This is a genomic window from Caballeronia humi (genome assembly GCF_001544475.1).
Classification (GTDB): Bacteria; Pseudomonadota; Gammaproteobacteria; order Burkholderiales; family Burkholderiaceae; genus Caballeronia; species Caballeronia humi.
In genome coordinates, this window is the sequence record NZ_FCNW02000025.1 from 71,693 (window position 1) to 93,751 (window position 22,059).

The following is a 22,059-nucleotide window of genomic DNA, read 5'->3' on the forward strand; positions in this document are numbered from 1 at the left end:
ACTGATCCCACAAGCATCGCGCGACACACGCTGCCGGGGCGGCGGTCAATTAAAGAAAAACCCTGACAAAGCCGATAACCTGCCTGATAGGGCGTGTAACTGCCGCGCGAAAAAGCCTCGGCGAACCGTGCGCGGCGTCCCTCACGGACGTGCCGTTATTCGTCCACCCGATGGGTCGCGCAACCAGAAAACCAAACGAAAACATGCAAGCGAACCGGATCACCGCCAAACGCCGCAGTCCCTGGCGCATCGCACTCGAGACCGTGCTCGGGCTCGTGCGGGCGCGTCCCCGGGCCGTGGTGGCTGCGTCGTTGCCTGTAGAAGACGCGACGCCGCCCGAAGCCGTGCTGAAACCGCTCGAAGCCACACTCACCGCCGTCGATTTCCTCGCGCAGATCGACGACGCGCTGCGCTTCGTCTACGTGTCCGATGCGAGCATCGCATTCATTGGCTATCACCGCGACTATCTCGGCATGCTGACGTTGCACGACCTCGTGCCGTCGTCCGAAGCCGACGAACTGAACGCGCTCGTCGCGCGTGCGAAGACGAGCGGCAAGCTGGAATCGGCGACGCTCTCGCTCGTCAAGTCGCTGACCTATCCGATCTGCGTCGAATTGCGGCTCTTTTCGACCGCCGCGCAAGGTGTGCCCGGCTTCGCGCTCGCCGCGTTCGAGGTCTCGCACTGGCGTGACAACGAAGCGAAGCTCACGCACGCGCTGAACCACGACCCGCTGACGGGCCTGGCCAATCTCGCCGCGCTGATCCCGGCCGTCAACGCCGTGCAGGCGGAAGCCGAGCACACGCGCACGCAGGCCGCGCTCGTGCTCATCGATATCGACGACTATCAACGCATCAACCGCGCGCTCGGCTACGACGCCGGCGACGACATGCTGCGCGAGACCGCGCGGCGCATCCAGCACGCGGCCGGACAGGGCGAGACCGTGGCGCGCATCGCGAGCGACGAATTCGCCGTGCTGCTGCCCGCCGGCGCGACCGCGGAATCGGCCGAGAACCTCGGCCGGCGCCTCTTGACCGCCATCGCGCAGCCGTACCGGTATCGCGGACAGCACACGCATTTGTCGGCGAGTGTCGGCGTGGCGTTGTATCCGGACCACGCGGGACCGGCGACGAGCGCGCCCGGTACCGTCGACGCGCATCTCTTGCGCATGGCCGACCACGCACTCGCGGAGGCGAAGGAAGCGGGCGGCAATACACTCGTCTTCCACGCAATCGACGACGATACCGCCGACGCCGAGCGCCTGAAGCTCGAAGCCGACCTGTACGAGGCCGTGCGCAACGGCGAGTTCTCGCTGCACTTTCAGCCGATCACGAGCAGCCTGTCGGGCGGCGTGGTGGGTGTCGAAGCGCTGATGCGCTGGCAGCATCCGGTGCACGGCCTCGTGCCGCCGTCGGATTTCATTCCGCTCGCCGAGTCGATCGGGCTCATCAATTACCTGGGCAACTGGGTGCTGAAGGCGGCCTGCATGCAGCTCGTGCAATGGGACGCGATCGGCATCCGGCTCGAATATGTGTCGGTGAACGTGTCGCCGCAGCAGTTCCGCGACAAGCGCTTCACCTTCGCCGTGCAGGAAGCGCTCGCGCTGACAGGACTCGATCCCGAGCGGCTCGTCTTCGAGATCACCGAAAGCCTGCTGATGCACGATCCTGAAGAGGCCACGCGTCTCCTGGAAACGCTGCGGGCGTTCGGCATCCGCTTTGCCGTCGACGATTTCGGCACCGGCTATTCGAGCCTCGCCTACCTGCAGCGCTTCCCGTTGTCGAAGCTTAAAATCGACCGGAGTTTCGTCGAGAACCTGCTCACGTCACGCAATAACCGTGCGATCGTGAGCGCCGTAGTGGGGCTTGCGCAGTCGCTCGGGCTGGAACTCGTTGCGGAGGGCGTGGAGACCGAGGCGCAGCGCGACTTGTTGACCGAGATGGGGTGCGACCACATACAAGGCTGGCTGATCAGCCACGCGTTGCCGTCGGAGGAGCTGGCCCGGTCCTTCAAGTCCAATTCGCTGTTCCTGCACGAGGCATTATGATTCAGGGCACGTTCGTGTTTTAATCGGACAGCGTGCTGCACCATCGGATATCGTCCGGCCTGATATGACTTCAGGGTCTCCTCGCCGATGATTTACGCCGCGCCGGCCAAGCCGACGCGGCACGTGTAGGGCTTTCTCACAATACGCATGGCAAGCACCGTCAAGGCCGAATTACTGGACAAGCTGTGGCAGCGCATGAGCGAGCGCGGGGATTTCCCGATGCTCTCGCAGGCGCTGCGCACGACCGTGTCCGCGATGAGCGACGACGACCTCGACTTCACCGCCCTCGTGCAAGTCGTGCTGTCGGACTTCGGCCTCACGCAAAAGGTGCTGCGCCTCGCCAATTCGGCGATGTACATGGCGTTCGGCGGCAACATCACGACCGTCACGCGCGCGCTGATGGTGCTCGGCATGGATGCGGTCGGCCATCTCGTCGTAGGGCTCAAGCTCGTCGATCATTTTCATGCGAGCGCGCCGCGCCGGATCGACGCCAAGCTCGAACTCAACCGCACCCTGCTTTCCGGCGCCGTCGCGCGGCAGATCACCGAGAACACCGACCTGCGTTCGGCCGAGGAAGCGGTCGTCTGCACGCTGATGCGGCAGATCGGCAAGCTGCTCGTCGCGTTTTATCTTGAGAGCGAGTGGGATCAGTTGCGCCGCAAGGCTGCCGCCGAAAACATTACCGATAGCCACGCTTGTGCCGTGCTGCTCGGCGTGTCGTTCGAGGAGATCGGGATCGAGGCCGCGGACCGCTGGCGTCTGCCCGAGACGATCCGTTCGGGCATGCAGGTGAGCGATCCGCTCGCGCCGCCCGACGAAACCAAGCCGCGCCACGTGCGCTGGCTGCAGGCGGTCACCAATTATTCGACCGAAGTCGCCGATGCGCTCACCGCGCAAAACATGGCTGACGCCAGCCGCGAGACGTTGCTGGTCGATATCGCGAACCGCTACAGCGTCGCGTTGAACACCGACGCCGAGACGCTCGCCGCGATGAGCCTCGCGCTCGCGAACGAAGAGAGCGGCGACGGCGTGATGCGCGAGATCGTCGAGCTGCGCGCGAATGCCGATGCTATTGCGCGGGCGGGAATAACGGCGGAGGCGCGCATCGGCGCGGGTCTCGAGGATCTGCGTTCGCTGCCTTCCAAAAACGCGCTTGGGCCGGTGCTTGCGCTGGCTTCTGAAGCAGTGCTTGCGGGGCTGGGATTTTCACGCACGGTGGTCTTCGTGCGGCAGGCCAATGACGAGTTTCAGGCGCGGCTGGGACTTGGGCCGAACGTCGAGAAGATGCTGCCGGCGTTGCGGTTCGATGCGGCTTTTCAGCCGGATGTGTTTCATCTTGCGATCTCGAATCCTGTCGGCATATTTATCGAGAACGCTCACGATCCGCGGATCGATGCGCGCCTGCCGCGATGGTTCAAGAACGCTTTCGGCGACGCACAGGCGTTTGTTCTGCTGCCCGTGAAGGCCAAGGATTCGACCGTCGCGCTCGTATACGGTGATTGGACGTTGCAGCCGCAGGTGCGCAAGATCACGCCGCCGGAGATGAGTGCGCTCAATGAGCTGACGCGGGAACTTAGCCGGTTCTTTTCCAATGCGGATTGGAAGGAAGTGGAGCTTTTGTAGGCGCTGAGGTGCTTGCGCTTTTTACATTGAAACGCTTGATGTGCTAAGACCGCTAAGGAATGATTTTCCTTAGCGGTCTTTTTGCTTTTTTGATGCGCTTAGGCGTCTATGAAAAGACCACTGGCGCATCAACGCGCCAGCGATTATCTTCACGCCAGTTGAAACTTCTGCACAAGCCCTTTGAGCGCCCGCGCCTGATCATCGAGCGATTGCGCCGCAGCCGCAGCTTCCTCGACGAGAGCCGCATTCTGCTGCGTCCCCGCATCCATCTGCGTGACGGCGTGGCTGATCGCCTCGATTCCGCTCTTCTGCTCGGCCGAAGCCGCTGAAATCTCGCCCATGATGTCGGTCACACGCTTGACCGCCCGCACGACCTCATCCATCGTCGCTCCGGCTTCCTGCGCATAAGTCGATCCATCCGTCACCCGCGAAACGGACGCGTGAATCAGCCCTTTGATCTCCTTGGCCGCCGCCGACGATCGTTGGGCGAGACTGCGCACCTCGCCCGCGACGACAGCAAACCCGCGCCCCTGCTCCCCGGCACGCGCCGCCTCGACGGCCGCGTTCAAAGCAAGGATATTGGTCTGAAAGGCAATGCCTTCGATCACGCCGATGATGTCGCCGATACTCCTTGAGCTAGCGTTGATCTGCTCCATCGTCGCGACGACGCGCCCAACCACCACCCCGCCCTTCTCCGCAATCGCCGATGCGTTATGCGCAAGCACGCTCGCCTGCTGGGCGTTATCGGCGTTCTGGCGCACCGTCGACGTCAACTGCTCCATGCTCGTCGCGGTCTTTTCGAGCGCGACCGCCTGCTGCTCCGTGCGATGCGATAAATCGACGTTGCCCGTAGAAATTTCGCTCGACGCCGATGCAATCGCCTCCGCGCTCGCCGCGATCTCGCCTACCGTCGACGACAACCCCGACTGCATCTCCGACAGCGCGCGCAGCATGCTTGCGTTGTCGCGCTTCGCGATATCGATGTGGTTCGACAGATCGCCCGCCGCGATCCGGCGCGCGATTTCCTTCGCATAGACCGGCTCGCCGCCGAGTTGCCCCGCCAGGCGCCGCACGACCCATTCACTCACAACGATCGCCAGCACGAAGATCGCGACGGTTAGCGCGGAGAGCATGACGAACGACGAGTGATAGATGAACGAGGCGGCATCGATGGTCGATTTGGCCGCGCTGCCGCGACGCGTGACGAGATCGTCGACCATCTTTTCGAGCTTGCCCGTCTCCACTAGCAGCGACACATCCTGAATGCCGACCTGCCAGTTCATCTGCGACAGATCGAGCGGCTGTTCCTGCACGAGCTTGACGAAGGCGCGCAGATTGCCGCTCCACGTCGTGATCGCGGTGGCGAGGCGCTTTTGCTGCGCAAGCGCGTCCTGATCCGACGCATCGACGTATTGCCGCAACTGCGCCTGTTCCCGGCCGATGTCGCCGAGCGCGCGATCGATCTGCCCGCCGAGTTCTTCGCGTTCCTTCGCGGTGGTCGCGGTGAGCAACATCTTCTGCGAACGGCTCGCGCGCAGCACGTAGCCACGCGTTTCCTCGGCGGCGCGGCTTGCGACGTACCCCTGCGTGTAGATCGTTTCAGTCGAAGCGTTGAGACGGCTGATCTGCGTGAGCGCGATGATGCCGATCGCGAGCGTGCCCGCCAGAATCAGCGCAAAGGCGAGCCTGAGCGATGCCTTGACTGTCAGGCCGCCCTTGGCCGCGCGATGGGTGTGCCGGAGGTTGGCGGCTTGCGAGACGAAGCCCGCGCCGGTATGGCCGCGTAGCGAAAACGGTTTCATCGATTCATTCCCCGAATGATTCTGGTTGCAAGGCGATGTCGCTTGTGACGCACGCCTTTGTCACTGGTCTACGGCAGCTTCGTTGCGATACTTGAATGAGCGTATACGCGCGGGGCGTTTCACAATCCGGCAGCCGGTTCCGCGTTATACCCGGCCAAAATAAACGCGCGTGCGGAAAAGGCAGACGAAAGCTTTCAGGCTTCGTCCGCTGTCCGTTTCGCGACAAAGGTTGGCAGGACAACGCATACCGGACAAACTACACTACGAGAAATGCCACCCGCTCATGAATCGATTAAAACAACACGCGGGCGGGAAACGCTTCACGCGACGAGAATCACGAGACAACCTTCCGGGCCTTTTCTCACCATGCAAACGAGTATCGACAAAGCCGCGCTTGCGGCGACGCCTTCTGCTACCGCGAATACAACGGCTGCCATCAATCCGCAGCGCACCGTTTATTCGGTGCTGGGCGCGATCAGCTTTTCGCACCTGCTGAACGACATGATCCAGTCGCTGATCCTCGCGATCTATCCGATGTTCAAGAGCGAATTCGCGCTCTCGTTCGGCCAGATCGGGCTGATCACGCTCACTTACCAGATAACGGCGTCGCTTCTGCAGCCGCTCGTCGGCCTCTACACCGACAAGCATCCGAAGCCGTATTCGCTGCCCGTCGGCATGGGCTTCACGCTTTCGGGTCTGTTGCTGATGTCGGTTGCGGGCAACTTTCCAACGCTCCTCGTCGCGGCGGCGCTCGTCGGCTGCGGGTCGTCGGTGTTTCATCCGGAGTCGTCGCGGGTGGCGCGCATGGCGTCCGGCGGCAAGCACGGTCTCGCGCAATCGCTCTTTCAGGTGGGCGGCAACGCCGGTTCGTCGCTCGGGCCGCTGCTCGCCGCGCTGATCGTGATTCCGCACGGCCAGAAGAGCATCGCGTGGTTCTCGGCGGCGGCACTGGTTGCGATCGTCGTGCTCACGAATATCGGCCGCTGGTACAAGCGTCATCCCGCGACGAAGAAGGGACGCGCACAAGTTGCACATGCAACTTTACCGCGCAACAAGGTCATCGCCGCGATGAGCGTGCTCGTGCTGCTCGTGTTCTCCAAGTATTTCTACATGGCGAGCATCATGAGCTACTTCACGTTCTATCTGATCAGCAAGTTCGGCATGAGCGTGCAGACGGCGCAGATTCATCTGTTCGTGTTCCTCGCGGCTGTCGCGGCGGGGACGATCATCGGCGGGCCGGTCGGTGACCGTATTGGGCGCAAGGTCGTGATCTGGGTATCGATCCTGGGCGTCGCGCCGTTCACGCTGCTCCTGCCCTATGCGAATCTGTTCTGGACGGGCGTGTTGTCGGTGATCATCGGGCTCGTGCTGGCATCGGCGTTCTCGGCGATCCTCGTCTATGCGCAGGAGCTGATTCCCGGCAAGGTCGGGATGGTCGCGGGGCTGTTCTTCGGCTTCGCGTTCGGGATGGGCGGCATCGGTGCGGCCGTGCTCGGCCATCTCGCCGATGCGACGAGCATCGACTACGTATACAAGCTGTGTTCATTCCTGCCGCTGCTTGGCTTGCTCGCGGTGTTCCTGCCAAGGACGACGGAGCCGAAGTTGAAGAAGGCTTGAGGTCCAAGCCATGCCTTAGCCGGAAAGAAAAGCCGCTTCGAACTTTCGAAGCGGCTTTTTAGCTTTTTACAGCGCTATTCGCTCAACGCAGCTTTCACCTGCTGCAACGCGCTTATGTCCTCGATGGTCGGCAATTCGCCCGGCTCGCGTCCTTCCGCGAGCGCAGCGATTGCACGACGCAGGAGCTTGCCCGAACGCGTCTTCGGCAGCATCGATACGAAATGCACGCGCGCCGGCCGCGCGATCGCGCCGAGTTGCGTATCCACGGTATGCGTCAGTTCCGCCTCCAGTCCTTGCCGCGCGCCCGGCGCGTTCAGCCGCTCCGCGTCGCGCAACACGACGAACGCGAGCGCCGCCTGCCCTTTGAGCGCATCCGCGACGCCGACCACCGCCACTTCCGCCACCGCCGGATGGCTTGAAAGCGCCTCCTCGATCTCCCGCGTGCCCAGCCGATGCCCCGCCACGTTGATCACGTCATCGGTGCGGCCGAGGATCGACACATAGCCGTCCTCGTCGCGCACGCCCCAGTCGAAGGTCGAATAGACCTGCTGGTTCGGCACGCTTTTCCAGTACGTATCGATGAAGCGCCGGTCGTCGCCCCAGACCGTCTGCATGCAGCCCGGCGGCAGCGGATAGTCGAGCGCGATCACGCCTTTTTCGCCCGGCGCGCAAACCTCGCCCGTCTGCTCGTTGCGCACGGTGAGGTTGAAGCCCATTGACGGCACGCCGGGCGAGCCGAGCTTCGGCGGCAAGTCCTCGATGCCGTGCGGGATCGCGATCATCGGCCAGCCGGTTTCGGTCTGCCAGTAGTTATCGATGACGGGGCGCTTCAGCGCGCTCTGGATCCATTGCGCGGTGGGTTCGTCGAGCGGTTCGCCGGCGAGAAAAAGCGCGCGCAGGCTCGACAGATCGGCCTGCGACATCAGTTGCGGGTCCTGCTTCTTGAGCACGCGGATCGCGGTCGGCGCGGTGAACATCAGGTTGATCCTGTACTGCTCGACGAGCCGCCACCAGATGCCGCCGTCCGGCCGCACCGGCGTACCTTCGTACATGACGGTGGTGAGCCCCGCGATCAGCGGCGCATAGATGATGTAGCTGTGCCCGACTACCCAGCCGATATCCGACGCGGTGAACATCACATCGCCGGGCGCGCCCTGGAAGATATGTTCCATCGATGCCGCGAGCGCCACCGCATAACCGCCGACGTCGCGCTGAACGCCTTTCGGCCGGCCCGTCGTGCCGGACGTGTAGAGCACGTACGACGGCTCGTTCGATTCGAGCCATTCGCACGGCACGTAGGCATCGAAGAACTTTTCGCGCAGCGGCTCGTAGGCGATCAGGTAATTCGCCTGCAGACGCTCGGGCGCGAGCTGCCGGTCGATCAGCAAGACCTGCGGCACCTTGTACTCGGCGCGCGCAAGCGCTTCGTCGACGAGCGGCGTGTAGTCGATCACCTTGCCCGCACGCGCGCCGGCGTCGGCCGTGATGATGAGCGCGGGCTTCGCGTCGTCGATGCGCGCCGCGAGATTCGGCGCCGCGAAGCCGCCGAACACGACCGAATGGATCGCGCCGAGCCGCGCGCAGGCGAGCATCGCGAAGAGCGCCTCGGCGATCATCGGCAGATAGATCAGCACGCGATCGCCCTTCTTCACGTTCAACGAGCGCATCACCGCGGCCATGCGGTTCACTTCGGCATGCAGTTCCGCGTACGTGTAGCGGCGCTCGATGCCCGTCTCGGTCGAAACGTAGATCAACGCGTTCTGTTGCGCGCGCGTCGCGAGATGGCGATCGACGGCGTTATAGCAGAGATTCGTCGTTCCGCCGATGAACCAGCGCGCGAACGGCGGACGACTGCGGTCGAGCACCTGTTCGAACGGCGTCTCCCAGTGGATGCGGCGGGCCTCTTCGGCCCAGAACTGCTCGGGTTGCTCGATCGAACGGCGAAACTCTTCACGATAAGTCGGCATTCGCTCCCTCTGATAGCAGTGTGCAGGCTGCTTCAGAGCATAGAGCAGGCCGTCAGGGCGTGCTAGAGAGGGGCGGCCCTATGCGCGGGCGCGTGTTCCTGCTCGCCGGGCGAGTGCTTCAGAAGCACCGGCGCGAGTTCGCCCGCGACGCGCATTCCCGAGACGATCACCGTGCGAACGCCACTGCCCTGCGTCACGACGCGCCACGCTTCGCGCGTCGTCGCGCGGGCTTCGATGCGCGGTTCGATCACGATGAAACCACGGCAATACGCCGAGAGCGTCGCCTGCTGCGAGCGCAGCCAGGCGGCGCGCAGACGCGTGTCGTCGGGGGTTTCGTCGGCGCAATGCTCGCTGACGATCACGAACGGCGTCGCAAGCGCGAGCAGCCGCTGCATTTCGGCGCGCCATGCGAACGCGTAGCCCGATTGCACCGCCCGCCGGCGCAGGCGCACGAGCGGGAAGCGGCTGGCGTCGTGCATCGGCTGGTCAGGGGCATGCGGGACTCGGGCCGGCGCGAGTGTGGACTTGAGGTCGGATGCAATCACAGCGGTCTTGGGCTCCAATAATTCAATGCGGCGACGAGGTTGCCCCACTGCGAGCGGCGCGGCCGAACCCGTTTCTTCGACGATGCCTTTTGCGTCGCACGCTCGCTCTCAACGGGCGCGGCGGCCGCGCTCGTCTGCCACGCGCGGCGCGTGGTGTCGAGCACCTTCGCCGCGTTCGCGGAGATCGCGGATGTCGGCTGATCGGTCGGTATGGAATCGGTTGGCGCCTGTGGCATGAAAGCCTCCTGTCGTGCGAAACCCATTGTAGTTGAGAATGATTCTCAACTACAAGCAGGATTTATCCGATTGTCCGATGGCGCGATTTCAGGTTTGCGCGCGCAGGAAACGCGACAGAACGCCGGAGGAGTAAGTGGAGGCAATCGCCGCGAGGAATTCGGCGAAGGAGGCGGGAGCAGCGGCATCGGCGGTATCGGAGATCGTGCGCACGACCGCGCACGGCACGCCGTACTCATAGCAGACCTGCGCGAGCGCGGCGCCTTCCATCTCGACGGCGAGCGCATCGGGCAAGGCGTCGCGCAATGCCATCAGGCCCTCGTGACTCGCGATGAAGCGATCGCCGCTCACCACCAGCCCGCGATGCACGCGCGGACGCACGACCGCGAAGTGGCTCTGCAACGCCGCGCCTTCGTCGGCGAGAAACGCCTCGCAGGCGCTGAACAGCGCGGCGCTCAGTTCGGCAGAGGCCTCGAAGCGCGATTTGTCGAGCAGCGGCACCTCGAAGCGCGGAAACAGCGGTGACGCGTCGAGATCGTGCTGCAACAGCGCATCCGCGACGACGATATCGCCCACCTGCACGTCCGCATGCACGCCGCCCGCGACGCCCGTGAACAGAACCGCATCGACATTGAACGCGTGGATCAGCGCGCTGGCCGTCGTGGCGGCGGCGACCTTGCCGATGCGCGCGAGCGTCACGACGCAACGCACGCCGTGCGCCTCGCCGACGGTGTATTCGCGCTGACCGAGCGTCAGCGTTTCTACTTCACCGGCCGCACGCATCCCGGCGATCAGATCGCCGAGTTCCTGCGGCAGCGCGGCCATGATGCCGAGCATCGCCGTCACTCGACCGGCTGAAGTTTCGCGACCGCCAGCGCCAGCCACTTCTCGCCGTGGCGCTTGAAACGCACTTGCGCGCGGGCATCGGCGCCGGCGCCTTCGAGCGCCGTCACCGTGCCTTCGCCGAACTTCGTGTGAAAGACTCCCTGACCGACCTTGAAACCGGTGTCCGCGGCGCGCTGCGTGTTGGCGAACGCCGGAACCGGCGCGCCGGCGTCGGGATTCACATAGTCGGCGGTGCGCTCGCGACCGGGCCGCGCGAACCAGTCGCGGCCCCACCCAGCGTTGTCCGAGCGGCCGCCCCAGCGCGCGCCCGCCTCGACCTTCGGCGTGAGCCACTTGAGCGAGCCTTCGGGCAGTTCGTCGAAAAAGCGCGATCGGATGTTGTAGCGCGTCTGGCCGTGCAACATCCGGCTCTGCGCAAACGATAGATACAGCCGCTCCTTCGCCCGCGTGATCGCGACATACGCGAGGCGGCGCTCTTCCTCGAGGCCGTCGGTTTCCTGCGCGCTGTTCTCGTGCGGGAACAGGCCCTCTTCCATCCCGGTGATGAACACCGCCGTGAATTCAAGCCCCTTCGCCGCGTGCACCGTCATCAACTGCACGGCGTCCTGGCCGGCCTGCGCCTGGTTGTCGCCGGCTTCAAGCGATGCGTGCGACAAAAAGCCCGCGAGCGGCGTCATCGTGTCGGGGTTTTGCGCGGGATCGGCGGGACTCGCGGCGTCGAGCACGTCGATGCCGGGATCGTCGGTCGCGAGCGCGATTTCGGGCGCGGCCGTCGCGCCGGGGCGCAGCGGGATCGAGCGCGCGGGCGTGTCGAGTCCGTAACCCTCCTCGCTGACGAACGCCGCCGCCGCGTTCACGACTTCCTGCAAGTTCTCCAGCCGGTCCTGCCCTTCGCGCTCGGTTTCATAGTGCCCAGCGAGGCCGCTCGCGCGGATCACGTGCTCGACCGTCTCCGGCAGGCTCATCTGCTGCGTTTCGGCACGCATCTTCGCGATCAGCATCGCGAAACTGCCGAGGCTCGATCCCGCCTTGCCCGTCACGTAAGGCACGGCGGCGGCCATCGAACAGTTGTAGAGGCGCGCGGCGTCGGCGAGTTGCTCGATCGAACGCGCACCGATGCCGCGCGTCGGGAAATTCACGACGCGCGCGAAAGCGGTGTCGTCGTTCGGGTTGTCGATCAGGCGCAGGTACGCGAGCGCGTGCTTCACTTCCTGTCGCTCGAAAAACCGCAGGCCGCCGTACACGCGATACGGAATGCCCACGTTCACGAGCGTGTGCTCGATCGTGCGCGACTGCGCGTTGCTCCGGTACAGCACCGCGATCTCGCCGCGCGACAGGCCCGTATTGATCAGCGCCCTGATTTCCTCGACGATCCACCCCGCTTCCTGCGAATCGGTCGCGGCTTCGTAGACGCGCACCGGCTCGCCGTGGCCCGCGTCGGTGCGCAGGTTTTTGCCGAGCCGCCGCGAATTGTTCGCGATCAGGAAGTTCGCGGTATCGAGAATATGGCCGTGCGAGCGGTAGTTCTGCTCCAGCTTGATGAGATTTCGCACGCGGAATTCGCGCTCGAAGTCGTGCATATTGCCGACGTTGGCGCCGCGAAAGGCGTAGATCGACTGATCGTCGTCGCCGACCGCGAAGATCGCGTTGTGCTCGCCCGCGAGCATTTTCAGCCATGCGTATTGCAGCTTGTTCGTGTCCTGAAACTCGTCGACGAGGATGTTGCGAAAGCGCGCCTGGTAGTGCGCGCGCAACGGCGGATTGTGCGCGAGCAGTTCGTAGCAGCGCAGCAGCAGCTCCGGAAAATCGACGACGCCTTCTCGCTGGCACTGCTGGTCGTAGGCCTCGTACAGCTCGACGAACTTGCGGTTGAAGGCATCGGTGGCATCGACGTCTTTTGGACGCAGGCCCTGTTCCTTCGCGTTGTTGATGAAGTACTGCAGGTTCTTCGCCGGATACTTCTCGTCGTCGATGTTCAGGCCCTTCATCAGGCGCTTGATCGCGGAAAGCTGGTCGGCGGTATCGAGGATCTGGAAAGTCTGCGGCAGGCCCGCGTCGCGGTAATGCGCGCGCAGCATCCGGTTGCACAGCCCGTGGAAGGTGCCGATCCACATGCCGCGCGTGTCGATCGGCAGGAGCGCCTGCAGGCGCGCCATCATCTCGCGCGCCGCCTTGTTCGTGAAGGTGACGGCGAGGATGGTCGGCGGCGAGGCGTAGCCGTGCTGGATCAGCCACGCGATGCGCGTGATCAGGACGCGCGTCTTGCCGCTGCCGGCGCCCGCGAGGATCAGCGCCGGCTCGTTCGGCAGCGTCACGGCAGCGAGTTGTTCGGGATTCAGATTGGCAAGCAGATCGGGCATGAGGGAAGTCTTCCGGTGGGTCGAACATTATAAGACCGCTCCGATGGCAGCGCCGCCCGCCGCTTTGCCCGATTCGTCGACGGTGCCGGTAAAACCTTATAATTGCCCGTTCCCCCGCATTTTTTCACGCATTTTTCGGCAGATCCCACAATGAGCGACAGCACGCTTGCGAAGAGCTTCGAGCCCCAGAACATCGAGTCCCAGTGGGGCCCGGAATGGGAAAAACGCGGTTATGCCGCCCCGGCCTTCGTTCCGGGCGCGAAGAATTTCTCGATCCAGCTCCCGCCGCCGAACGTCACCGGCACGCTGCACATGGGCCACGCGTTCAACCAGACCATCATGGATGGCCTGACGCGCTACCACCGCATGCTCGGCGACAACACGCTGTGGGTGCCGGGGACGGATCATGCGGGCATCGCGACGCAGATCGTCGTGGAACGTCAGCTCGATGCGCAGGGCATGTCGCGCCACGACCTCGGCCGTGAGGAGTTTCTGAAACGCGTGTGGGCGTGGAAGCAGGAATCCGGCTCGACCATCACGAATCAGGTGCGGCGCCTGGGCGCATCGATCGACTGGCCGCGCGAATATTTCACGATGGACGACAAGATGTCGGCCGCCGTGCGCGACGTGTTCGTCACGCTCTACAAGCAGGGCCTGATCTATCGCGGCAAGCGGCTCGTGAACTGGGACCCGGTGCTTGGCACGGCGGTGTCGGACCTCGAAGTGGTCAGCGAGGAGGAAAACGGGAGCCTGTGGCACATCAAGTACCCGCTGCCGGACGGCTCGGGTCATCTGACGGTCGCAACCACGCGCCCCGAGACCATGCTCGGCGACGTCGCCCTGATGGTGCATCCGGAAGACGAGCGTTACGCGGCCCTCATCGGCAAAACGGTCATGCTGCCGCTGTGCGACCGCGAAATCCCGATCATCGCCGACGATTACGTCGATCGCGAATTCGGCACGGGCGTCGTGAAAGTCACGCCGGCGCACGATTTCAACGATTATCAGGTCGGCCAGCGTCATAAGTTGCCGCAGATCGAAATCCTCACGCTCGACGCAAAAATCAACGACAACGCGCCTGAAAAGTATCGCGGCATGGATCGTTTCGATGCACGCAAGCTCGTGGTCGCGGACCTCGAAGCGCTCGGCCTGCTCGATTCCGTCAAGCCGCACAAGCTGATGGTGCCGCGCGGCGACCGCACGGGCGTCGTCATCGAGCCGATGCTGACGGACCAGTGGTTCGTCGCGATGAGCAAGCCGGCGCCGGAAGGCACGTTCAATCCGGGCAAGTCGATCGCGGAAACGGCGCTCGACGTCGTGAAGAACGGCGAAATCAGGTTCGTGCCGGAAAACTGGACGACGACCTACTATCAGTGGCTCGAAAACATCCAGGATTGGTGCATTTCGCGTCAATTGTGGTGGGGCCATCAGATTCCCGCGTGGTACGGCGAGAACGGCGAGATTTTCGTCGCGAAGACGGAAGACGAGGCGCGCGCTGAAGCGCTGTCGCAGGGGTATACAGGCGCGCTCCGCCGCGACGACGACGTGCTCGACACCTGGTTCTCGTCGGCGCTCGTGCCTTTTTCATCGCTTGGCTGGCCCAATGAGACGAAGGAACTGCAGGCGTTCCTGCCGTCGTCGGTGCTCGTGACGGGCTTCGACATCATCTTCTTCTGGGTCGCACGCATGGTCATGATGACCACGCATTTCACCGGGACAGTGCCGTTTCACACCGTCTACGTGCACGGCCTCGTGCGCGACGCGGAAGGCCAGAAGATGTCAAAGAGCAAGGGCAATACGCTCGACCCGATCGATATCGTTGATGGCATCGCGCTCGACGAACTCGTCAGGAAACGCACGACCGGCCTCATGAATCCGAAGCAGGCTGCGCAGATCGAGAAGAAGACGCGCAAGGAGTTCCCCGACGGCATCCCGGCGTTCGGCACCGACGCGCTGCGCTTCACGATGGCGTCGATGGCAACGCTCGGTCGCAATGTGAATTTTGATCTGGCACGCTGCGAGGGGTATCGCAATTTCTGCAACAAGCTCTGGAACGCGACGCGCTTCGTGCTGATGAATACCGAAGGCCACGATTGCGGCTTTTCCAAGCCCGGCGCATGCGAGCCGGGCGACTGCGGCCCCGGCGGCTACACGGACTACTCGCCCGCCGATTTCTGGATCGTGTCGCTGTTGCAACGCGTGGAAGCGGAAGTCGAGAAAGGCTTCGCGGATTACCGTTTCGACAACGTCGCGAGCACGATCTACAAATTCGTGTGGGACGAATACTGCGACTGGTATCTCGAACTCGCAAAGGTGCAGATTCAGAACGGCACGCCGGAACAGCAGCGCGCCACGCGCCGCACGCTGTTGCGCGTGCTCGAAACGGTGCTGCGTCTGGCGCATCCGGTAATTCCGTTCATCACCGAGGCGCTCTGGCAGAAGGTCGCGCCCCTGACAGACGCATGGCCTGCGGAAGCGGCGGAAGGCGAGGCATCGATCATGGTGCAGCGTTATCCGCACGCGCAGACGGAAAAAATCGATGAATCGTCGGAACAGTGGGCCGCCGAACTGAAGGCTGTGATCGATGCGTGCCGTAATTTGCGCGGAGAGATGAATTTGTCGCCGGCGGTAAAAGTGCCGATGCTCGCCACCGGCGACGCCGCCCGTCTCACGACGTTCGCGCCTTATCTGCAGGCACTCGCGCGCCTGTCGGACGTGCAGATCATCGCCGACGAAGCCGCGCTCGACGCGCAGGCGCACGGTGCGCCGGTCGCGATCATCGGTTCGAGCAAGCTGGTGCTGAAAGTGGAAATCGACGTCGCGGCCGAGCGCGAGCGGTTGTCGAAGGAAGTCGAACGGCTCGCAAGTGAAGTTTCCAAATGTAACGCCAAGCTCGGAAATGAGAGTTTTGTTTCAAAAGCGCCGGCCACTGTCGTGGATCAAGAGCGAAAAAGGCTGGCAGAATACGAATCGACCATCGAAAAGCTCCAGGCGCAATTATTGCGTCTTCCTGCCTGATCGAGCGCAGACTTACCGATATTGCTCGACGTTTCAAACACGAATTAGAGGATCAGGGTCATCACATGCTAAAAGTTACTAAAGCGGTTTTTCCCGTTGCAGGTCTCGGTACCCGGTTCCTCCCCGCGACCAAGGCAAGCCCGAAGGAAATGCTGCCGGTCGTCGACAAGCCGCTGATTCAATACGCGGTGGAAGAAGCGATGGCCGCAGGCATTACCGAAATGATCTTCGTCACGGGCCGCAGCAAGCGCGCGATCGAAGATCACTTCGACAAATCGTATGAAGTCGAAGCCGAGCTCGAAGCGCGCGGCAAAGACAAGTTGCTGGAACTCGTGCGCAGCATCAAGCCGAGCCACGTCGACTGCTTCTACGTACGTCAGGCCGAAGCGCTGGGCCTCGGCCACGCGGTGCTGTGCGCCGAGAAGCTCGTCGGCGACAACCCGTTCGCCGTGATCCTCGCGGACGACTTGCTGTACGGCAAGCCGCCCGTGATGACGCAGATGATCGAAGTCTTCGACCACTATCACAGCTCGGTGATCGGCGTCGAAGAGATTCCGGCGCAGGACTCGAAGTCCTACGGCGTGATCGACGGCAAGGAATGGGAAAGCAATATTTTCAAGCTGGCCGGTATCGTCGAGAAGCCGGAACCGGCGGTGGCGCCGTCGAACCTGGGCGTGGTCGGGCGTTATGTGCTGAAGCCGCGCATTTTCGATCACATCCGCGCACTGAAGCCGGGTGCGGGCGGGGAATTCCAGTTGACCGACGCGATCCAGTCGCTCCTCGCCGACGAACAAGTGCTCGCGTACAAGTACCACGGTACGCGTTTCGACTGCGGCAGCAAGCTCGGCTATCTGAAGGCGACGGTGGAATTCGCGCTGCGCCATCCTGAAGTCGCGGCGGATTTCGAGGAATATCTGAAGACGCGTTCACCGATTCTCGAAGGCTGATTGCCTGAGAGTCGGTTCGAAAAAAATGCCCGCGATGCGAATCGCGGGCATTTTCGTTTTCAGGCTTTCAAAACGGCTTCAGCGGCGGCGCATCAGAAAAACAAACGTCTTGTCCTGCGCCGTCGATTCGACGATTTCGTTGCCGGTCTGTTTGGCGAATGCGGCGAAATCGCGTTGCGAACCCGGATCGGTTGCCAGGACTTTCAGAATCTGGCCGCTTTCCATGTCCGCGAGGGCTTTTTTCGCCCGCAAGATGGGCAGCGGGCAGTTGAGCCCGCGCGCATCGACTTCCTTGTGAACTTGCATCGGGTGAGCCTTGGTTTTGCTTAGCTGAGTTGCCTAAAATCGGAGCCTTCCGATTCTACCGCAGCGCCTGCAGGTTCACCGGTTGCCCGCTCTCGAACGCCTCCCGCAGCGCGATGCCGATCCTCGTCGCCTCGCGCGCGTCCGCGAGCGTGAGCCCGGTCGGCGCCCCGCCCCGCAACGCATCGACGAACGCGCGCGCCTCGTGCAGGAACGCTTCTTCGAAACGCTCGAAGAACGTCGGCGTGCATTCGTTGCGCACGCCCGAAGCATCGGCGATTTCCACGCGATTCGCCCGCGCGCCGCGCCCCACTGCGAGCATGCCGCCCGTGCCGATCACTTCGGTTTGCGTGTCGTGGCCGTGCGCCATCGTCCGCGATGCGTAGAACACCGCGAGCCGACCGTCCTCGAATTCGCAGATGCCGACGCCGTTATCGATGTCACCGCATTCGCGCAGGCCTTCGTGGATCGCGATCGTGCCGCTCGCGAAGACGCGTTTCGGCTTCGGATTGCCGAGCAGCCAGCGCGCGAGATCGATGTCGTGGACGCTGCAATCGAGGAAAAGTCCGCCTGAAGTCGGCGCGAAACGCACGAAAAAGCCATCGGGATCGTTCTTGTCGCAGGTTTGCGAGCGCACCATGAACGGCCGGCCGATTGCGCCCTTCGTGACTTTTTCGAAAGCGTCGCGATAACTCGGGTCGAAACGGCGCACGAAGCCGATCATCACCTGCAATTCCGGACGTCGCGCGCTTTCTTCGAGTACGCGGTCGCATTCGTCGAGATCGAGCGACAGCGGTTTTTCGCAGAACACGTGCTTGCCTGCCCGCAACGCGTCGATGATCTGCGCCGGATGCAGCGACGTCGGCGTGACGAGCCAGACGGCGTCGATCGACTTGTCGGCGAGCAAGGTGTCGTAGTTATCGTAAATCGCGAGTTCCGGCAGGTTCGCGCGAGCCCAATCGCGCTCCTCGGCGACCGGACTGCACGCCGCGACGAGCGTCGCGCCCGGCACGCGCCACGCGAGGTTTTCCGCGTGCCGGCGCCCCAGCCGCCCCAGCCCGACGATCCCGACTCTCACCGGCGCGCTCATGCGACGTTCTCCCCGAGCTCGACGACGCGCCCTTCGCGCCACGAAAGCGTCGCGGCTTCGGCGAGTTCCAGCGCTTTCAGGCCGTCCGCGACGGTCGTGCGCACGGGTTTTCCATCGGTCACCGCTTCGAAGAAATGCGCGATTTCGAGCGCGTACGCCGCGCGATAGCGTTCGAGGAAGAACGCCTCGGGCACGTCGCTGGAGACCGCCGTTTTCGAATACGCCGTGACTTCGGTCGGGCGCACGTTGCCCGCCTGCAGCATCCCGGCGCTGCCAAGCAATTCGAAGCGCTGATCGTAGCCGTACGCCGCGCGCCGCGCCGTGTTGATCTGGCACAGGCGCCCGCGCTTCGTGCGGATCGTGACGGCCGTCGAATCGATGTCGCCCGCGTCGGCGATCGCCGGGTCGGAGAGGCAACTGCCGGTCGCGTGCAGCGTGTCGGCTTCGTCGTCGAGCATCCAGCGGAAGATGTCGAAATCGTGGATCAGCATGTCCTTGAAGATGCCGCCCGAATGCCGGATGTAGTCCACCGGCGGCGCGCCCGGATCGCGGCTCGTCACGACGAGCATCTCTGGCTCGCCGATCTCGCCCGCCTCGACGCGCGCCTTCAACGCCGAGAACGTCGGATCAAAGCGCCGCTGAAAGCCGATCATGCACACGACACCCGCCTTCGCGACCGCATCGGCGCAGGCGCGCGCGCGCTCGACCGTGAGATCGACCGGCTTCTCGCAGAACACATGCTTGCCCGCTCCCGCCGATTGCAGGATCAGGCCGGCGTGTGTATCGGTGCTCGAACACACGACCGTCGCGCCAATCGACGCATCGCCCATCGCGCCGTCGATGTCCGCGACTTGCGCGCCGTGAATCGCCGCGAGCGCGGCGGCCGCGTCGCGGTTCACATCGACGACGTATTTCAGCCGCACGCCCGGCTGCCGCGCGAGATTCGCTGCGTGAATCCTGCCGATGCGTCCCGCCCCAAAAACCGCCACATCAATCGTCATAGCCACCTGTCTCCTTGGATTCTTCGACGTTCAGTTCGAGCCGGTACGCGAGCGCGATGAAGAGCGCCTGGCACAGGCAGATGGTGCTCGTGAGCGAGCGGAACGCGAACGCGCTCCCCTCCTTCACGAACAGATGCGCGCTCGCGTGACGCGCGAGCGGCGAAAGCTGGCTGTCAGTGATCACGAGCGTTTTCGCGCCGTGATGCTGCGCGGCGCGCACGCAGTACTGCGTCTCCTTGCCGTACGGCGCGAAGCTGATCGCGACGACAACATCGCCCTTCCTCACGCTGCGGATCTGCTCGCGATACATGCCACCGAAGCCCGACACGAGATGCACGCGCTTCGGCGTATGTTGCAGTGCATAGACGATGTAGCTCGCGACCGCGAACGAGCGCCGCACGCCGATCACGTAAATGTTCTCCGCCTGCTGCAGCATCTTCACGGCGGCTTCGAAGTGCTCGTCGTCGAGACCGGCTTCGAGTTCGTCGAGGCCCGTGCGGCTCGCCGCGATGAACTCGCGCGCCACCGACACACCGGACACCTTCCCCGCCTTTTCGTCGATCAGTTTCCGGATGCGCTGCTGGTAGCTCTGCGGCGAGCCGCTCTGTCCGGCATACGCCTGCTTGAATACGGCCTGCAAGTCGGAGAAACCGGAAAAGCCGAAGCGCTGCGCAAACCGCACGACCGCCGACGGGTGCACGCCGCACGCGCTCGCGATATCGCTCGTGCGGTCCATCATCACGTTCGACCGATGCTGCTCGATATACGTCGCGACGCTCTTCAACTGTCGCGGCAGCGTCTCGTAAGCCTCGGTGATCCGCTGCATCAGGTCGTCGACGTTCTGCACGTCCGCGCTCGTTTCTTCCTGCATGGGAGACTCTTCTTCGACACATTCGATGCTGCTGATTATAGGGAGCGGATTCACGAAATGGAATGTATTTTCCATTTGCCTGACGCTTAAAATTTCCATTGCAGAGCGCGCGAACTTGTCCTAATCTTGGTCGTGAGCAGCGGCATCGAGATGCGGCGCTCGCTTAAAACAACAACCTGGATAGGTGGAGACAATGAGACTTTGCAAAGGCCGGACCGCGCTTTCCGCGCTGGTCGCAGCCGCCGCCTTGTGCGGCGCCGCAGCAATGACGTCGACGGCAGCGCTTGCTGCACCCGATGCCAAGTTCGTCCTGATCAGCCACGCGCCGGATTCCGACTCGTGGTGGAACACCATCAAGAACGCGATCAAGCAGGCCGACGAGGACTTCAACGTCCAGACCGATTACCGCAATCCGCCCAACGGCGACATCGCGGACATGTCGCGGCTGATCGAGCAGGCGGCCGCGCGCAACTACGACGGCGTGATCACGACCATTGCCGACTTCGACGTGCTGAAAAGCTCGCTGAACAAGGTGACGGCGAAGAAGATTCCGCTCGTCACGATCAATTCCGGCACCGAGGAACAGAGCGCGCAGCTCGGCGCGATCATGCACGTCGGGCAGCCGGAGTACGTCGCGGGCAAGGCCGCCGGCGAGAAGGCGAAGGCGGCGGGCGTGAAGTCGTTCCTGTGCGTGAACCATATCGCGACGAACACGGTTTCCTTCGACCGCTGCCGCGGCTTCGCGGATGCGCTCGGCGTCGATTACAAGGGCGCGACGCTCGATTCGGGGCAGGACCCGACAGAGATCCAGTCGAAGGTCGGCGCGTATCTGCGCAACCATCCGAACACGGACGCGATCCTGACGCTCGGACCGACGCCCGCCTCGGCGACGCTCAAGACCGTTACGCAGATGGGCCTGCAAAACAAGATCTACTTCGTGACTTTCGACTTCTCCGACGACATCGCGAAGGCGATCAAGGACGGCACGATCAAGTTCGCGATCGATCAGCAGCCGTACCTGCAGGGTTATATCCCGGTCGCGGTGCTCGCTATCGTGAAGAAGGACAAGACTACCGATCCGGTGAAGATCCGCCAGATCCTCGAAGCGAATCCGAAGTTCAAGGCGCGTCTTGAGACTTATGGCTTGCAGCCGTCGTATGGGCCTAAGAACATTCGCTCGGGGCCGGGGTTTATTACCAAGGAGAACCTCGACAAGGTTCAGAAGTACGCGGGGCAGTATCGCTAGCGCTTTGGGTTCTTGTTTTGCTTAAACCGTTCGATGCGCTCGTGCTCCCATGGAACTTGCTTTCTTAGCGGTCTATTAGCTCTGCCCCTGTCCGGGGCGGGACTCACTTTCTTTGCACAGGGCTTGACGCTGGCGCTTGAGGTGGGTTTGTTGAACGCCGTCTGATGCGCTTGAGCTTCTATGGAACTTGCTTTCTTAGCGGTCTATTTGCTCTGCCCCTGTCCGGGGCGGGACTCACTTTCTTTGCACAGGGCTTGACGCTGGCGCTTGAGGTGGGTTTGCTGAACGCCGTTTGATGCGCTTGAGCTTCTATGGAACTTGCTTTCTTAGCGGTCTATTTGCTCTGCCCCTGTCCGGGGCGGGACTCACTTTCTTTGCACAGGGCTTGACGCTGGCGCTTGAGGTGGGTTTGTTGAACGCCGTTTGATGCGCTTGAGCTTCTATGGAACTTGCTTTCTTAGCGGTCTATTTGCTCTGCCCCTGTCCGGGGCGGGACTCACTTTCTTTGCTGCTGCAAAGAAAGTAAGCAAAGAAAGCAGCTTCC

16 protein-coding genes are annotated in these 22,059 nt (G+C 63.2%); 6 read left to right on the top strand and 10 right to left on the bottom strand.

Annotation, left to right across the window (positions count from 1 at the left end; translation table 11 throughout):
- The first annotated feature begins 203 nt into the window (after positions 1-203).
- Together AWB65_RS21215 and AWB65_RS21220 are read left to right on the top strand one after the other, a co-directional pair.
- The gene (locus AWB65_RS21215) at positions 204-2,045 is read left to right on the top strand and encodes a putative bifunctional diguanylate cyclase/phosphodiesterase (protein ID WP_087669016.1); all 1,842 of its coding nucleotides are present in this window, start codon (positions 204-206) and stop codon (positions 2,043-2,045) included.
- A 147-nt stretch (positions 2,046-2,192) separates the two neighbouring features.
- Positions 2,193-3,668 carry an HDOD domain-containing protein gene (locus AWB65_RS21220; RefSeq protein ID WP_087669017.1) on the top strand — a complete coding sequence of 492 codons (1,476 nt, stop codon included), beginning with the start codon at positions 2,193-2,195 and terminating at the stop codon, positions 3,666-3,668.
- A 149-nt stretch (positions 3,669-3,817) separates the two neighbouring features.
- Here the strand turns inward: AWB65_RS21220 and AWB65_RS21225 are convergent, their stop codons facing one another.
- Positions 3,818-5,470 (bottom strand): methyl-accepting chemotaxis protein, encoded by a 1,653-nt coding sequence (locus AWB65_RS21225; protein WP_087669018.1) that lies wholly within the window; start codon positions 5,468-5,470, stop codon positions 3,818-3,820.
- A 366-nt stretch (positions 5,471-5,836) separates the two neighbouring features.
- Between AWB65_RS21225 and AWB65_RS21230 the strand changes: the two genes are divergently transcribed.
- On the top strand, positions 5,837-7,087 hold the full coding sequence (locus tag AWB65_RS21230) for an MFS transporter (protein ID WP_087669019.1): 1,251 nt from the start codon (positions 5,837-5,839) through the stop codon (positions 7,085-7,087).
- Positions 7,088-7,161: 74 nt separating this feature from the next.
- Here the strand turns inward: AWB65_RS21230 and AWB65_RS21235 are convergent, their stop codons facing one another.
- The 5 genes from AWB65_RS21235 to AWB65_RS21255 form a co-directional block, all read right to left on the bottom strand.
- A complete protein-coding gene (locus AWB65_RS21235) occupies positions 7,162-9,054 on the bottom strand; it encodes a propionate--CoA ligase (RefSeq protein WP_087669020.1) in 1,893 nt (630 codons plus the stop codon).
- A gap of 62 nt (positions 9,055-9,116) precedes the next feature.
- Positions 9,117-9,599 carry a hypothetical protein gene (locus AWB65_RS21240; protein ID WP_235007710.1) on the bottom strand — a complete coding sequence of 161 codons (483 nt, stop codon included), beginning with the start codon at positions 9,597-9,599 and terminating at the stop codon, positions 9,117-9,119.
- Positions 9,596-9,835: a hypothetical protein gene (locus AWB65_RS21245; protein ID WP_087669022.1), complete on the bottom strand. Its 240-nt coding sequence runs from the start codon at positions 9,833-9,835 to the stop codon at positions 9,596-9,598. The genes AWB65_RS21240 and AWB65_RS21245 overlap by 4 nt, the downstream gene beginning before the upstream one ends.
- Positions 9,836-9,923: 88 nt before the next feature.
- Positions 9,924-10,670, bottom strand: coding sequence for a 5'-methylthioadenosine/adenosylhomocysteine nucleosidase (locus tag AWB65_RS21250; protein ID WP_087669023.1), 747 nt, complete (start codon positions 10,668-10,670; stop codon positions 9,924-9,926).
- A 5-nt stretch (positions 10,671-10,675) separates the two neighbouring features.
- Positions 10,676-13,039, bottom strand: a complete 2,364-nt coding sequence (locus tag AWB65_RS21255) for a UvrD-helicase domain-containing protein (RefSeq protein ID WP_087669024.1) — start codon at positions 13,037-13,039, stop codon at positions 10,676-10,678.
- A gap of 150 nt (positions 13,040-13,189) precedes the next feature.
- Between AWB65_RS21255 and AWB65_RS21260 the strand changes: the two genes are divergently transcribed.
- Together AWB65_RS21260 and galU are read left to right on the top strand one after the other, a co-directional pair.
- Positions 13,190-16,057 (top strand): valine--tRNA ligase, encoded by a 2,868-nt coding sequence (locus AWB65_RS21260; RefSeq protein ID WP_087669025.1) that lies wholly within the window; start codon positions 13,190-13,192, stop codon positions 16,055-16,057.
- A gap of 65 nt (positions 16,058-16,122) precedes the next feature.
- Positions 16,123-17,004 (top strand): UTP--glucose-1-phosphate uridylyltransferase GalU, encoded by an 882-nt coding sequence (gene galU, locus AWB65_RS21265; protein ID WP_087669026.1) that lies wholly within the window; start codon positions 16,123-16,125, stop codon positions 17,002-17,004.
- Between the two features lie 78 nt (positions 17,005-17,082).
- Here the strand turns inward: galU and AWB65_RS21270 are convergent, their stop codons facing one another.
- From AWB65_RS21270 to AWB65_RS21285, 4 genes are read right to left on the bottom strand one after another with little or no spacing between them, the layout of a single operon-like run.
- Positions 17,083-17,310, bottom strand: a complete 228-nt coding sequence (locus tag AWB65_RS21270) for a sulfurtransferase TusA family protein (protein WP_062637362.1) — start codon at positions 17,308-17,310, stop codon at positions 17,083-17,085.
- 55 nt (positions 17,311-17,365) lie between these two features.
- Positions 17,366-18,397: a Gfo/Idh/MocA family oxidoreductase gene (locus AWB65_RS21275; RefSeq protein ID WP_087669027.1), complete on the bottom strand. Its 1,032-nt coding sequence runs from the start codon at positions 18,395-18,397 to the stop codon at positions 17,366-17,368.
- Positions 18,394-19,398: an inositol 2-dehydrogenase gene (gene iolG / locus AWB65_RS21280; RefSeq protein ID WP_087669028.1), complete on the bottom strand. Its 1,005-nt coding sequence runs from the start codon at positions 19,396-19,398 to the stop codon at positions 18,394-18,396. Before iolG ends, AWB65_RS21275 begins: the two co-directional genes overlap by 4 nt.
- Entirely contained in the window at positions 19,388-20,269 is an 882-nt protein-coding gene (locus AWB65_RS21285; protein WP_087669030.1) for a MurR/RpiR family transcriptional regulator, read from the bottom strand. Before AWB65_RS21285 ends, iolG begins: the two co-directional genes overlap by 11 nt.
- 193 nt (positions 20,270-20,462) lie before the next feature.
- On the opposite strand from AWB65_RS21285, the gene AWB65_RS21290 reads away from it, so the two are divergent.
- Positions 20,463-21,515: a sugar ABC transporter substrate-binding protein gene (locus AWB65_RS21290; protein WP_087655605.1), complete on the top strand. Its 1,053-nt coding sequence runs from the start codon at positions 20,463-20,465 to the stop codon at positions 21,513-21,515.
- The last annotated feature ends 544 nt before the right edge of the window (positions 21,516-22,059 follow it).